13 protein-coding genes are annotated in these 13,182 nt (G+C 65.4%); 9 read left to right on the top strand and 4 right to left on the bottom strand.

Features of this window, described 5'->3' with window-relative positions; all coding sequences use genetic code 11:
• Position 1: 1 nt before the first annotated feature.
• Together NQ038_RS07660 and NQ038_RS07655 are read right to left on the bottom strand one after the other, a co-directional pair.
• Positions 2-1,594: an ABC transporter substrate-binding protein gene (locus tag NQ038_RS07660; protein ID WP_257062292.1), complete on the bottom strand. Its 1,593-nt coding sequence runs from the start codon at positions 1,592-1,594 to the stop codon at positions 2-4.
• Positions 1,591-2,721: a LacI family DNA-binding transcriptional regulator gene (locus NQ038_RS07655; protein WP_257062291.1), complete on the bottom strand. Its 1,131-nt coding sequence runs from the start codon at positions 2,719-2,721 to the stop codon at positions 1,591-1,593. The genes NQ038_RS07660 and NQ038_RS07655 overlap by 4 nt, the downstream gene beginning before the upstream one ends.
• A gap of 230 nt (positions 2,722-2,951) precedes the next feature.
• On the opposite strand from NQ038_RS07655, the gene NQ038_RS07650 reads away from it, so the two are divergent.
• Both NQ038_RS07650 and NQ038_RS07645 read left to right on the top strand, forming a co-directional pair.
• Positions 2,952-4,130 (top strand): MFS transporter, encoded by a 1,179-nt coding sequence (locus NQ038_RS07650; protein WP_257062290.1) that lies wholly within the window; start codon positions 2,952-2,954, stop codon positions 4,128-4,130.
• A gap of 22 nt (positions 4,131-4,152) precedes the next feature.
• Positions 4,153-5,784 (top strand): amidohydrolase, encoded by a 1,632-nt coding sequence (locus NQ038_RS07645; protein WP_257062289.1) that lies wholly within the window; start codon positions 4,153-4,155, stop codon positions 5,782-5,784.
• 65 nt (positions 5,785-5,849) lie between these two features.
• Here the strand turns inward: NQ038_RS07645 and NQ038_RS07640 are convergent, their stop codons facing one another.
• Both NQ038_RS07640 and NQ038_RS07635 read right to left on the bottom strand, forming a co-directional pair.
• Positions 5,850-7,178, bottom strand: a complete 1,329-nt coding sequence (locus NQ038_RS07640) for a hypothetical protein (RefSeq protein WP_257062288.1) — start codon at positions 7,176-7,178, stop codon at positions 5,850-5,852.
• A gap of 47 nt (positions 7,179-7,225) precedes the next feature.
• Complete coding sequence (locus tag NQ038_RS07635; protein ID WP_257062287.1) at positions 7,226-7,903, bottom strand: O-methyltransferase; 678 nt, start codon at positions 7,901-7,903, stop codon at positions 7,226-7,228.
• A gap of 774 nt (positions 7,904-8,677) precedes the next feature.
• On the opposite strand from NQ038_RS07635, the gene NQ038_RS07630 reads away from it, so the two are divergent.
• The 7 genes from NQ038_RS07630 (at position 8,678) to NQ038_RS07600 (ending at position 13,167) form a co-directional block, all read left to right on the top strand.
• Positions 8,678-8,902 carry an antitoxin VbhA family protein gene (locus tag NQ038_RS07630; RefSeq protein WP_257062286.1) on the top strand — a complete coding sequence of 75 codons (225 nt, stop codon included), beginning with the start codon at positions 8,678-8,680 and terminating at the stop codon, positions 8,900-8,902.
• A gap of 422 nt (positions 8,903-9,324) precedes the next feature.
• Entirely contained in the window at positions 9,325-9,561 is a 237-nt protein-coding gene (locus NQ038_RS07625) for a hypothetical protein (protein WP_257062285.1), read from the top strand.
• Positions 9,562-10,287 carry an ABC transporter substrate-binding protein gene (locus tag NQ038_RS07620; protein WP_257062284.1) on the top strand — a complete coding sequence of 242 codons (726 nt, stop codon included), beginning with the start codon at positions 9,562-9,564 and terminating at the stop codon, positions 10,285-10,287.
• Between the two features lie 2 nt (positions 10,288-10,289).
• Entirely contained in the window at positions 10,290-10,844 is a 555-nt protein-coding gene (locus NQ038_RS07615) for an ABC transporter permease subunit (protein ID WP_257062283.1), read from the top strand.
• On the top strand, positions 10,835-11,119 hold the full coding sequence (locus NQ038_RS07610) for an ABC transporter permease subunit (RefSeq protein WP_257062281.1): 285 nt from the start codon (positions 10,835-10,837) through the stop codon (positions 11,117-11,119). The genes NQ038_RS07615 and NQ038_RS07610 overlap by 10 nt, the downstream gene beginning before the upstream one ends.
• Before the next feature lie 46 nt (positions 11,120-11,165).
• Positions 11,166-11,933, top strand: a complete 768-nt coding sequence (locus NQ038_RS07605) for an amino acid ABC transporter ATP-binding protein (protein ID WP_257062280.1) — start codon at positions 11,166-11,168, stop codon at positions 11,931-11,933.
• A gap of 1 nt (position 11,934) precedes the next feature.
• A complete protein-coding gene (locus NQ038_RS07600; RefSeq protein WP_257062278.1) occupies positions 11,935-13,167 on the top strand; it encodes an FAD-dependent oxidoreductase in 1,233 nt (410 codons plus the stop codon).
• The last annotated feature ends 15 nt before the right edge of the window (positions 13,168-13,182 follow it).

Raw genomic sequence — 13,182 nt, 5'->3', positions numbered from 1 at the left:
ATCAGTCGGTGATGCGGATGGTCGTGAAGTCCTGGCGGTTGTTCGGCGTCAGGTACTCCACTCCGGCCCGCGATGCGTAGAAGGTCGCCGAACCGGACAGCGGGACCACATCGGCGCGGCCCAGGAAGTTCGCCTGCAGCTTCTGATATGCCTGGCACTTGGATTCGACGTCGTCGGAGGTCATGACCTCGGTGACGAGTTTCTCGCCCTCGGGGTTCTTCGCCCGTGTCATCGATCGGCCGCCGTCCTCGATCGGCACGCCCATCAGCCGGCTGACCGAGGTCCACAGCGTGACGGTCTGGTTGACGGTGCCGAACAGGGTGATGTCCCATGTGTCCGATTCCGGTCCCAGTACCAGGGAGGCCCACGTGGCGTTGTCTGTCAGGGCGTAGTCCACGTCGGCGCCGGCGTTTTCCAGCTCCTGGTAGATGTACTCCGCACCGATGCCGCCGGGTCCGAAGGAGTTCGAGGCCGCGTACTTCATCTTCACGCCTTTGAGCACTCCAGAGTCCTTGACCGCCTGCGGATCGTACTTCTGCAGCAGCGAGGCGTCGGTATTGGCGCACTGCATGTTCTTATCGCCCACAGTCAGCTGATCGTCGCTCTTGCCCGCGTAGGCGATCTGGTTGTAGTTCTTGTTCAGCAGCACCTGGCCCACGGCCTTACGCAGCTTCTCGTCCTTGAACGGACTGGTGTCGGCCTGGTTGAACACCACATACTGTTCGCCGATGATGATGGTCGCGACGTTCTGGAACCGATCCGTGTCGGTGGGGCTGACGACGCCCAGATCAAGCGACCCGCCCAGGATCTCATTGGCGTTCGTCGAGGTGTCCGCGCCCACGGAGAAGTCCAGGGTGCCGGGCACCCTGCCGGGCAGATCCGCTGCGAACTTCGGCCAGGCGGCGTAGTCCGCGTTGAGTTTGAACCGGTAGTTGATGCCGGGTTTGGCCTCGGTCACGGAATAGGGGCCGGAGAAGGCGCCGTTCACCGTGCCGGCCTTGAGGCCCTTGAGATCGGCCAGGCCGGCCGGACACACGATACCGGAGCCGATCACGGTCAGGCCCGGTTCGATCTCGCCGAAGGGTTCGCTGACCTTGATGTCGACGGTTTTCGCGTCCTTCTTCGACACCGTGACGTCGCCGGACCCGAAGGACAGTGACTTCATGGCCGACTTGGTCTTCGGGTCGACGAAGCGCTGCAGGGATTTCACGACCACGTCCGCGTCGATGGGCGTGCCATCGGAACAGGTGGCGCCATCGCGCAGGGTGACGGTCCCGCCCTTCGAACCGATCTTCCAGTCCTGGGCCAGCCCGCCGACGATCTTGCCCTTGTCGTCGTAGCGCAGCAGCGTGTCGTAAAGCATGCGCGCGGCGTAGTAGTCGTCGCCGGCGGTCAGCAGAGCGGGGTCGAAGGTGGTCGGGTCGGCGGAGAACCTGGCCCTGACCGTATCTCCCTCGGGCTGGGCGCCCAGCGAACAGCCGGTCAGCACCAGCGCCAGGGCCGAGGTTCCAGCGGCCAGGGCGGCTGCCAGCCGACGGGTGCGGTGCCGGGGTCGGTGGCCGTCCGGCCGTGGTCTGAACACTCTGATGCTCACGGTTGCCCCTTCGGGTCGGTGATGGGTTCTGCGAATGCCGCACTCGAGGCGCGGGTGGCCAGGGTGACGGGGACGACGACGTGCGTCGGCGGGGTAGCCGGTTCGGCCAGGCGCGCGGTCATGAGGTCGAGCGCGGTCCTGGCCATCTCCCGCAAGCTCACGTGCACAGAGCTCAGCGCGGGCTGCAGATGTCGTGAGAGCGGGGCATCGTCGAACCCCACCACCGACAGCTGTCCTGGGACATCGACCGACATGGATCGGGCCACGTCGAGCAGGCCCAGCGCGCTGATGTCGCTGGTGACGAAAACCGCGGTGGGGGTGGGTTCGTGGGCCAGAATGTGCGGCAGGGCCGAGGCCCCGAAGTTCTGTGTGAAGGGACCCCGGATGATCAGCTGTGCGTGTGGGTCGACGCCGGCGGTCAGTAGAGCCGCGGAGTATCCGCGCAAGCGCTCGGCCTGGGAGTTCAGAGAGTCCGGTCCGATGACGCAGGCGATCTTGCGGTGGCCCAGGCGCAGCAGGTGGCTGGTGGCTTGGAATGCGCCGGCGTAGTCGTCGTGGACGACCAGGTCGGTGGCGGGAGTCTGCGCGGCCCGGGTCAACCCTGCCTGCTCGTCATCGAGCACGACCACGGGAAGGCCTGCCGCCAGGGCGCGGGTGAGCGCAGGGTTCGCATGGTGGGTGCCGATGTAGAACAGCCCTGCCAGGTCGAGCCCTGAGAAGAGGTCCACCAGGGCCTCCTGGCGTGCCGGCTGGTCGAAGGCGATGCTGACGATGAGTTCGCAGCCGGCCCGATGGGCGGCCTGGGAGAGTTCGTGGACCAGTTGGGCGAAGTACTGGTTGAGGGCCTCGGGGACGATGAGGCCGAGGACGGGGGAGGAGTGCTGCGGCTCACGGCCGGTGGGTGCTGTGGGCTCGGCCGACATCGTGGGTGCGGCGTCCGCGGTGGGCGCTGCCGGGTTCGCCGGGCCCGCCGGTCGCTGGTAACCGGTGGCGGTTACCGCGGCGTCGATCCGACCGGCGGTCTCCAGCTTGAGGTCGAGGGTGCCGTTGAGGTAGCGCGACACGGTGGAGCCCGCGACTCCGGCCGCGGTTGCGACGTCGCGGATCGTGGGGCGCTTGGAATCCATGGGCATCCTTGAGGGTGTCGGTGGAAGACTGCGGTGGGCTGTTGCGCAATAACGCTATGTGATGCGCAACACGGAGTCAACAGATTTTCAGGACGGGTTCGAATCGGTACATATGGCCGCTGACCGGGGGATTCTTAACGCATCTGTTGTGTGAATGTTTTCTCAAGTTATGGTATGAATATGTAACAGATCACAATCAACCATCCTCCACCCGTTGAAACCGGATATCTGTGAAACCGCACCGCCTGTGGACCGGGAACTTCGTCCTCGCCATCTTCGTCAACCTCTTCCTGTGCATGGTCTTCTACCTGTTGGTCACCTCCATGGCGGGCTACGCCCTGACCCGGTTCCACACCGGCCAGGCGCTGGCGGGGCTCGCATCGAGCGCCTTCATCACCGGTTCCGTACTGGGCCGGATCTTCGCCGGGAAGTACATCGACCTGGTGGGCCGCAAACGGGCGCTGCTCATCACCCTGGTCGCCTCGATCGGCGTGGCCCTGGTGCACCAGGCCGTGGGAGGGATCTGGTTGCTGATCGCCCTGCGCTTCCTGCACGGGGCCGTCTACGGCTTCAGCCATAGTGTGCTCATGGTCGCGGCCCAATCACTCATCCCGGCTGCCCGCCGTGCCGAGGGCACCGGGTACTTCGGCGTGGCGGGGTCACTGGCCTCGGCAGCGGGACCCGCGGTGGCGGTGGCCCTGGTGCACTCGGTCGGCTACGACTGGTTGTTCACCGCGGCCGCCGCGTCCTCGCTCATCGCGGGGGTCTTCGTCATCTTCCTCAAGGTCCCCGAACGCACCCCATCGCGCGAGGAGGTGGCCGATAAATGGCGGCTTTCGCTGCGCAGCGTGATCGAACCGGGCGCAGTGGCGATCTCCGGGGTCATGTTCATCGGCGGCATCGCCTTCGCCTCCGTCCTGGCCTTCCTCGACACCCACACCACGGAACTGGGGCTGCCGGGGCTGGCCGGCTGGTTCTTCGTCGTTTACGCCGCCACGACCCTGGCCGCCCGCCTGGTGCTGGGCCGGGTGCAGGACCGCAGGGGCGACGACCTGGTCGTCTACCCCATGCTGGTCCTGGCGATGGGCGGCCTGCTGCTGTTGGCGGTGGGACAGGGACCCGCCGCAGTGCTGGTCGCCGGGGGCTTCCTGGGCGTGGGCTTCGGAACGCTCATGCCCGCGATCCAGACGATCGTGGTCAACCGCTCCACCCCGGCCAGGATGGGCGTGGCCGTGTCCACGTACTTCCTGGTGATGGACCTGGGCACCGGCTTCGGGCCGCTGCTGCTGGGCAGCCTGGCCCAGGCCGGGGGCACCCGGTCGATCTTCGCCGGCGGTATCGTCGTCACCCTGCTGGCGCTGGTGCTCTACGCACTGGTCACCCGCCGACCCAAACCCAAGCCGGCGTAGTGCCGGGTAAGGAGAAACGGAAATGAGAATCGACGCCATCTTCACCGGCGATTTCGTCACCGGCGATGCCGCAGCGCCCAGGGCCGGCGCCCTGGCCGTGGACCGCGGCCGGATCCTGGCCCTCGGCGCCAGTGCCGCCGACCTCACCGGGTTCAGCGCCCGGACCACCTGCGACCTGGGCGGGGCCGTGACGGTGCCCGGCCTGCACGACGCCCACCACCACACCATGGGCACCGGCGAACACCTGGGCAGCATCGACCTGCGCTACCCGAATGTGACGAGCCTGGACGATGTGTACGCCGCCGTCGCCGCGCGCGCCGCCGAACTCCCGGCCGGGCAGTGGGTGCGCGGGGTCGGCTACGACCAGAACCGGCTGGGCGACCACCCCACCGCCGAGGACATCGACCGGGTGTCCGCCGGCCACCCCGTCATCCTCGAACACGTCTCCAAGCACATGCTCGTGGCCAACACCCGGGCATTCGAACTGGCGGGCTACCCGGATCGGCTGGGCTTCCCCGACATCGCCGGCGGCCGCGTGTTCCGCGACACCGCCGGCCTGGCGGAGGGCCTGCTACAGGAATCGGCGAAGGACCCGATCCAGTTCGTATCCGCCCAGGTGAGCAAGGCCGAGGCGCTGGCCAACCTGGGCCGGGCCTCGGATCAGGCCGTGGCCTACGGGCTGACCAGCCTGACCGAACCCGGGGTGGTGCTCGGCGGCGCGCTGGGCCTCAATGCACCGATCCTCGACATCTACCAGGATGCGGTGGCCACCGATGTGCTGCGTCCCCGCCAGACCCTCATGCCCTTCCACCAGGTGCTGCACGGCCTGGAGATCAACGCAGAGGGGATGCGGACCCTGGACCTGGGGATCCGCACCGGCTTCGGCGACGACCGACTGCGGCTGGGCCCGGTCAAAATGGTCTCCGACGGCTCGCTGATCGGCCGGTCGGCCGCCGTGCACGAGTGCTACTGCGGGGAGCCGGAGAACACGGGGGTGATGGTCGTTGACCCCGCCCAGATGCCGGACCTGGTGCTGTCCTACCACCGGGCCGGCTGGTCGGTGGCGATCCACGCGATCGGCGACCGTGCGGTCGACCATGCACTGGACTCCTTCGCGTACGCCCAGCGGGAGTTCCCGCGCACCGTGCGCCACCGGATCGAACACTTCGCCATCACCACTGATGCACAGGTCGCCCGGTCCGCCGAACTCGGCGTTGTGCCGGTGCCCCAGGGCGTGTTCGTCTCCGAGTTCGGCGACGGGATCATCGCAGCGATCGGCGCGCAGCGGGCGGCGGGCACCTACCGGATGCGCTCGCTGTTGGATGCGGGCATCGTGGTCCCCGGCTCCACCGACAGCCCGGTCTCCGATGCGAATCCGCTCAAGTCGATTCACGACCTGGTCAACCGCAAAACCTCCGCCGGCGCGGATTTCGGACCGGCCGAACGCGTCACCGTGGCCGAGGCGGTGCGCGCCTACACCTACGGCTCCGCCTATGCGGTGGGCCGGGAGGACGCGGTGGGCGTGTTGGCGCCGGGCATGCTGGCCGACTTCACGACCTTGGATAATGATGTGTTCACGATCGATCCGGCCGGCATCGAGGAGACGAAGGTCGTGTCCACGGTGATCGGAGGGGAAGTCGTGTATTCCGCCTAGCGGATGCACAGAGGCCCGCACGAACCAGAACGGTCACGTTCTGGTTCGTGCGGGCCTCTGGAATATCAAGCAGCGAGGTTGGCGACCGCGATCGCAGCGGCGAACTTCACTCCAGCGGGGATCTCGGTGGCCTGCGCCCCATTGCCGCTGAGCAGTCCGTCCGCGTGCAGGCGTTCCAGCAGCTGGGCGCCGCGCTGTGTCTGAGCTTGTGCAGGGGCTGCACCTGCGCGCAGGGCCTGGACGAGGATGGCGCGGACCTCGCGCGAGGCGTCCTCGGCCAGCCGCCGGTCCTCGGCACTGAGCTTCTCGTCCTCGCATTCGAGCAGCGTTCCGACGTAGGTGGCCAGCAGATCCGTGCGGATCGCCGCGGCACGGTCCGGATCGGCCTCGTTCCACTGCGCCACCCCGGCACCGGGCAGGGCCTTGGTCGAGGTCAGCTCCAGCAGCTCGAGTTCCTGGAGTGCGACCCAGAACGCGGCCAGCGGTTCGAGCTCCCACATGGTCTTGACCTGGAACGGGTGCTCGGCTGTGCCATCTCCGGCTGCCCCGTCCGGAACCTTGGCGACACCGGCCGCCGCAATACCCAGCAGGGCCGCGACCGGTTCGATATCGGCCCGGCGCAGCGCCCCGGTCGAGGTCACCGGTTTGCCCTTGCCCAGCCAGTCCAGCAGTCCCGCGACGGCGGCCACCGGCGCGGTGGCATTCAGATCGCGCAGCAAAACTTCGGCCGGGGTGTCTGCGAACTCGCCTGGCAGCTCGCGGACGTCCGTGCGGCTCAGGGCCGGGGCGGTGTGCTGGGGTGCAGTCGGGGCGACAGCGTCTGCTGCTGCGGCCGAGGCTTCGGCCGGGGCGAAGGCTCCGAGGGACTGGCCCGGCGCGGCAACCTCGGCGGCGGCCTGTGAGCCGGCCTGCGCGGTGGCCGGTGCGAAGGCGGACAGGGACTGTGTGGCCTCGGCGTCGGTGATGATCGCGTCGAGTGCGGCGATGCCCTGGGCGACCTCGGCGGCGTTGACCAGGGGCTCGCGCGCGAGCTGGAGGAACTGCAGATAGCTGTGCAGTGCGACGGCGATCTCCACCTCGGGATGGCCCGAGCCGGTCAGATCGCTCGTGGCCATCTCGACGACCAGGTCCGCGGTGGGCAGGGCCAGGCTGGCGGGGGAGCCGAAGGAGTTGCGGAAATCTGGGGCGACCTGGAACAGGCCCTCGAGCAGGGCGGTCACCCCGGCCGAGTCCTCGGATCCGGGCTGGTCCAGGTACCAGGAGGTGAAGCGCTGCTGCAGGGAACGTTCGGTCGCGGCCGAAGGCTGCACATTGCGGTTGCGCAGGGCCGGATTGCCCTGCGGTTTGCGCTTGGCGGACTTCGCTGACTTCTTGGTGCGTTTGTTCTTAGACATCGGAACAAGTGTAGAAGGTGAACCGGGGACGGGCGTTCGGCTTAGGATCAGCGTCGCCTTGCAATGATGAGTCCGTCCCAGCCCTTGACGCCGACGGTTTGGAGCGCAGTGGCATCGAGGTCGGGGCGGATGGCGATGTCGCGTGTCACGGTCCGCACTCCTTGCACTCGCGAGTCGTCGCTGTCCTCGTCGGTCACCGCGCCGTTGCGAACGACATTGTCGATGATGATGACAGCGCCCGGCTTCGTCAAAGCCAGTGCCGCATCGAGGTAGACGGGATTGTTCGGCTTGTCGGCGTCGATGAAGACCAGATCGAAGGGCGCGACCTGGTCTGCGATGAGCTGCTGTGCGGATTGAGCTGCCGGCCCCACACGGACGTCGATGCGATCCTCCAGGCCCGCTCGGACGAAGTTCGCTCGCGCGATTTCGGCATTCTGGTCTTCGAGTTCCAAGGTCACGACCTGTCCATCTGCACCGACCGCTCGGGCGAACCAGATGGTCGAGTATCCGGCCAGGGTCCCGAACTCCAACACCCGGCGCGCACCTGCGATCTGGGCGAGCAGACCGAGGAAAGCGCCTTGGTTCGGGGCGACCTCGGCGTTGGGCATAGTCGTCTCCGACCCGGATTCTCGCGCAGCCACGAGGGCGGCGTCCTCCGGGGTCAGACGAGTTGTGAAGTAGGCGTCGACTGCGTTCCAGACAGTAGTCGATTCGTAGCGATTCACGGGTGTGGAGTCTGACGGAGGCTGAGTCATGCCCTCAACTATCCCACGGTTCACGCGCAAAGATGATGGTGATTCATCGGTGGGACCGGCGCTTCTGCGCTTTGAATGCGAACCAACAGTTAGTGGCTGAAAGAAGTTCAGCGAGCCCTAGGACGATGAGGGGAGTGAAATTTCCCAGAGGGCCGTTCCATCCCAGCCATCATCCCAAAAGAGCGACAAGCACACATGGGATTTGCATGAGTAGGAATTTGCTTATGTACTTTCGCCTAAGGTTCGAGTTGTTTCCGGATTCTGCTTCGATATTTGTCATAGCATCTGGCTTCTTTGATTGTACCGCTTCCCGGGATGGCTGAGATCGAATTAGCGACGGCTGACACTACCCCTCCTGTACCCAAGATGAGCACAATGACTGTAACTGCGGCTGATGTGAATCACTCCTTATCTTGGTTATGTTGTTCCGGAAACGTTACGCGAAGAGTTTATTCAGTCAAGCCTCGTCGAGAGGTGTGGCTGAATTGTAATTATTTGGTTGTAAGTTGCTGCGTAGCCTCCGGAATTCGTGCTAACTGATAAACTGGGGAACACCAGGGGGTTGGTGGACCGAAAAATGATATTTCACCTGGTTGGAATGGTGCTTGCTGCCTATAGGCCGGCTGCGATGGCATGATCTGGCGCGGGGGCTGGAGTGGAGCATGCGGTCGGCTGAAGTTCAGCGGACAATGGGAATGGACGTTGGTAGTGGCGGTCCATGAACGTGGGGAAGCGGGGCACGCGATGCAGATTGACAATGACCCAGTCGAGCAGCGGCGCGAGGCCATGATCGACATCCTTGCCAGCTGGGATCTGGACGGCGCAGTGCCTGATGAGGTCGGGATGAGCGTCGTCCGCGACTACGTTGCCGGGCGGTTGTCGCTACCCGAGGCTATTGAGCGGATGAAGGACCTCCCCTTGCCGCGTGGTAGTCGGATCGTCGCCGAACCGCGCACGGATCCTTCCTGAGCTCTAAAGCCCCTCGAGGATCTCCCGTGCCAAGTCCATGAACGCCAGAGTGGCGGGGGAGACCTGCGCGCCGCGGCGGGTGCCGAAGGCGTAGTGCTCCAGGATGGGCGGGTCCATGGGTTATTGAGGAGCAGCCAGGCATCACAGGTGCTGACTGACAGTGCATACGTATATACCGTGTGTAATGCCGGTTGGCGGAGCTGGAGGGGTGACGGGATGGTCCGTATTGCTTCGCTGACCGGATGATCCGACTAGCTTAAGCAGAGTTGAACGGTTCGTTTACCATTCGTCGATCCTCCACCTGGTGGACAGCTGTGATTCACGACATCTTTATTGCTATGGTCTAGATCACATGAAAGAAGTTCGGCGGAGCACCGTTGCGCCGAATTCCACGCCCCCGGTTCCAGCCCCCTGGAGGACACATGAAATCCGTCAAGCAGCGCGCCCGTTTCACGAAGTTGTGGGCGGGGATCGCAGCACTCGGCCTGGTGGCTTCGCTGTCGGCCTGCAATGCCGACGAGGCAACGGCCGGCGACGGCGATGCCGCGCAGGGTGCCGACACCATCGAGGCCGCGCAGAAGGCCGTCGACGACATTCAAAAGGACGACGCCCTGGCCGACAAACTGCCGGAGAAGTACAAGGAGTCGATGAATGTCTAGATGACCTTCACCTTCCCGCCGATGCGCTACCGCGAGGGCGACAAAGAACTCGGTGCGGAATACGAACTGGCCCGCGCGGTGACGAAGAAGCTGGGCATTGAGATGAAGGTCCAGGAAGTCGCCTTCGACGGGGTCATTCCCGCGCTCAAGGCGAACCGGGTGGACTTTGCGGTGGCCTCGTACGCCGATCTTCCCGATCGCCGCAAGGAAGTGTCCTTTGTGGACTACTACCGTTCCGCCACCGCCCTCGAGGTGAAGAAGGGTAATCCGCTGGGTGTGAAGAGCCTGTCGGATATGTGCGGTCACAGCCTCGCGCTGCAGACAGGCATAGAGTCCGTGGAAACGGCTAAGAGCGAGAGTAAGAAGTGTGAGACAGACGGGAAGAAACCGATCGACGTCAAGCTCTACGAGTCCAGCAATGACGCCACCCTGGCCGTGGTCAACGGTCGTGCCGACGCCACGGGCAATGACTACCCTGCGGCGGTCCATGAGGCCAAGAGCGTGGGCGGTGGCAATGCATTGGAGGTCAGCGAGGGCCGGATCTCCTCCGATTACTACCACGGCATCGTGACTCGCAAGGACGATACCGAACTGCAGGAGACGCTCAAGGCCACCGTGCAGTCGCTCATGGACAACGGTGAGTACGGCACCATCTTCAAGGCCTACGGCCTCGATGAGGGCATGATCGACAAGGCCGGGATCAACGACGGACCGGCGAAGAAGTGACCATGAGCACCGCGACGACGGAAATAGCGGCCGACTGGAAGATCAAGTACCACCACAAGTTCAACCCCCGTAAGGTCATCACGGGTGCGATCGGCGTGGTGCTGGTCCTCTTCATCGTCTACCTGTTCGCCACCGGCAATCTGCAGTGGTCGAAGACCCTGGCGTATCTGTTCAACTACCGGATCCTGACGGGTGTGGGCTATACGCTGATCTACTCCGTGCTGGCCATGGTGCTGGGTGTGATCGGCGGTGGTCTGCTGGCGGTCGGGATGCTCTCGGACAACCCGGTGTGGAAGAACCTGTCCAAGGGCTATGTCGCGCTGTTCCGCGCTCTGCCCCTGCTGATCCTGCTGCTCATCTTCTACAACATCGCCATCTTCATTCCGCATCTGGGGATCGGGCCCGCGTCCATCGATGTCAACAAGGTCGTCACTCCGTTCGCCGCCGCCGTGCTGGGCCTGGCGCTGCACGAGGCCGCGTACATGGCTGAAATCGTGCGCTCCGGGATCAACGGCGTGGCCGCGGTCAGGCCCAGGCCGCGGAATCCATGGGCATGACCCGTGGCCAGGCGATGCGCTGGGTGATCATGCCGCAAGCCATCAGGCTGATCGTCCCTCCCACGGCCAATCAGTTCATCTCGATGCTCAAGAACACGTCCCTGGTCGTGGTCATCGCGGGCAACGATCTGTTGACGGTGACCAAGGAGCTCTATTCGAACAACTTCCTGACCATGGAACTGCTGTTCGTCGCCGCTATTTGGTATCTGGTGCTGGTCCTCATCTTCAGCTGGCTTTCCGGCCTGCTGGAGCGACGCTACAGCCGTGGCGCATGAGCGGCCCCCGCACCCTTCCGCACAAGGATCTGCACAAGGAGACCCCATGAGCTTCCTGACCATCGACCACCTGGACAAGTGGTACGGTGACTTCCACGTCCTCGACGACGTCAGCCTGGCAGTCGAACAGGGCGAGGTCATCTGCATCATCGGCCCGTCGGGTTCCGGCAAATCGTCCCTGCTGCGCTGTGTGAACAACCTCGAGGCGATCGACGGCGGCCGGATCCACCTGGGCGGCGAACTCATCGGCATCGAGCCCTATAAGGACGGCTTCGCCAAACTCAAGGGCAAGGTCGCCGCAGCGCAGAAGCAGCGCTTCGGTTTCGTCTTTCAGAACTTCCAACTGTTCCCGAATATGACGGTGCTCGAGAACATCATGCTGGCGCCCGTCCGGGTCAAGGGGCAGGCCCGCGCGCAGGTGAAGCAGCGGGCCCTGGAGCGCCTGGAGAAGGTCGGTCTGTCCGACCGGGCCGATTCCTGTCCGGGCGACATCTCCGGTGGTCAGCAGCAGCGCGTGGCCATTGCCCGGTCGCTGGCGATGGATCCCGAGGTGCTGCTGTTCGACGAGCCGACGTCGGCCCTGGATCCGGAACTGGTGGGCGAGGTGCTCAAGACGATCCGCGAACTGGCGGGGCAGGGCTACACCATGCTGGTCGTGACCCACCAGCTGGAGTTCGCGCAGAAGGTCGCCGACCGCGTCGTCTTCTTCGACAAGGGTTGCATCGTTGAACAGGGCAGTCCAGCCGAGGTCCTGGACAATCCGCAGGACCCGCGGACGCAGAAGTTCCTTGAAGCCGTCCAGGTGGAGGTCTGAGGTGCGTGTGACGATCGTGGGTGCTGGCCTGATCGGCCTGACCACAGCCCTGCGGCTGTACCGAGCCGGGGCCGAGGTGACCCTGCTGGAACGCGGGGTCGTCGGCTCGGGTGCCGCACGCGGCAACGCCGGGCAGATCTGCCCCGATCAGGCGACTCCGGTGGCCAAGAGCTCGCTCATCCTCTCGGCCCTGACCCAGTTGTACCGCCAGGACAGCGCCCTGCACGTGGACCCGGGAACTCTGCCGGGCTATGCGCCGTTCCTCATGCGCATCGCGCGCAATTCCCTGCCCGGCAGATATGCGCGCAATCAGGCGGGGCTGAAAGACATCGAGACGCTGGCCACGCATGCCTTCCTCGATCTGGCCGCCGACATCGGGGTCGAGGTGTCCGATGCCGGCTATCTGCACGTCTACGACACGGCCGCGGCTGCACAGGCGGGGCGCGCCCACGAACTGGAGCGGATGGCCGCCAGCACCCTGCCCCACGAGGTGTCCGAGGTCGTCGACGCCGCCGGCCTGCAGGCGATCGAACCGGCCCTGCGGGGGACCGGCTTCGGATTCCTCGACGCAGGCAGCTACTTCACGAACCCGAACCACTACGTCGACGCGCTGGAACGCGAGCTGCGGGCCGGCGGGGCGACGATCCACGAGGGCACGACGGTCACCGCGGTCACGGACGAGGGCGATGTACGCCGGGTACACACCTCGCGCGGGGATTTCGCAGCCGATGCCGTGGTGATCGCCGCCGGAATCGGCAGCGCCCAAGTGGGCGCGGCCTCGGGCTATCGGATGCCGATGCGCGCGGGCAAGGGCTACAGCTTCACCGTCGACGCGCAGCCCGCCACGGAACACGTGATGATCTTCGAGTCCGCCCATGTCGTCTCGGTTCCCCTGGACGGCGCCACCCGGATCGCCGGGACCATGGAATTCGATGGGGACACCGAACGGTTCAACGCGCGGCGGATCGACCAGATCGTCGCGGGTGTCTCACCCTATCTGGACCCGGACACCCTGGCGGTGCGCCGTGACGAATGGGTGGGATCGCGTCCGCTGACGCCCGATGGCCTGCCGGTGATCGACCGCGTACCGGGACTGGAGAACACCTGGATGGCCTCGGGCCACAATATGCTGGGCCTGATGTTCGCGCCCTTCACCGCGGGGCTGCTGGTGGATATGGTGATCGGCGGGCACAGCCTGCGCCACCGCCAGTTCGCCGCCTCACGCCCATTCTGAGAAGTCGAACCCACG

It is taken from the genome of Brevibacterium sp. 50QC2O2 (assembly GCF_024580675.1).
Taxonomy (GTDB): Bacteria; Actinomycetota; Actinomycetes; order Actinomycetales; family Brevibacteriaceae; genus Brevibacterium; species Brevibacterium moorei.
This window is presented reverse-complemented; position numbering and strand designations above follow the sequence as displayed.

Coding starts and splice junctions, on each gene's coding strand:
- NQ038_RS07655 (WP_257062291.1), bottom strand. CDS start 2,721: ATGGATTCCAAGCGCCCCACGATCCGCGACGTCGCAACCGCGGCCGGA.
- NQ038_RS07645 (WP_257062289.1), top strand. CDS start 4,153: ATGAGAATCGACGCCATCTTCACCGGCGATTTCGTCACCGGCGATGCC.
- NQ038_RS07640 (WP_257062288.1), bottom strand. CDS start 7,178: ATGTCTAAGAACAAACGCACCAAGAAGTCAGCGAAGTCCGCCAAGCGC.
- NQ038_RS07630 (WP_257062286.1), top strand. CDS start 8,678: ATGCAGATTGACAATGACCCAGTCGAGCAGCGGCGCGAGGCCATGATC.
- NQ038_RS07625 (WP_257062285.1), top strand. CDS start 9,325: ATGAAATCCGTCAAGCAGCGCGCCCGTTTCACGAAGTTGTGGGCGGGG.
- NQ038_RS07620 (WP_257062284.1), top strand. CDS start 9,562: ATGACCTTCACCTTCCCGCCGATGCGCTACCGCGAGGGCGACAAAGAA.
- NQ038_RS07615 (WP_257062283.1), top strand. CDS start 10,290: ATGAGCACCGCGACGACGGAAATAGCGGCCGACTGGAAGATCAAGTAC.
- NQ038_RS07610 (WP_257062281.1), top strand. CDS start 10,835: ATGGGCATGACCCGTGGCCAGGCGATGCGCTGGGTGATCATGCCGCAA.
- NQ038_RS07605 (WP_257062280.1), top strand. CDS start 11,166: ATGAGCTTCCTGACCATCGACCACCTGGACAAGTGGTACGGTGACTTC.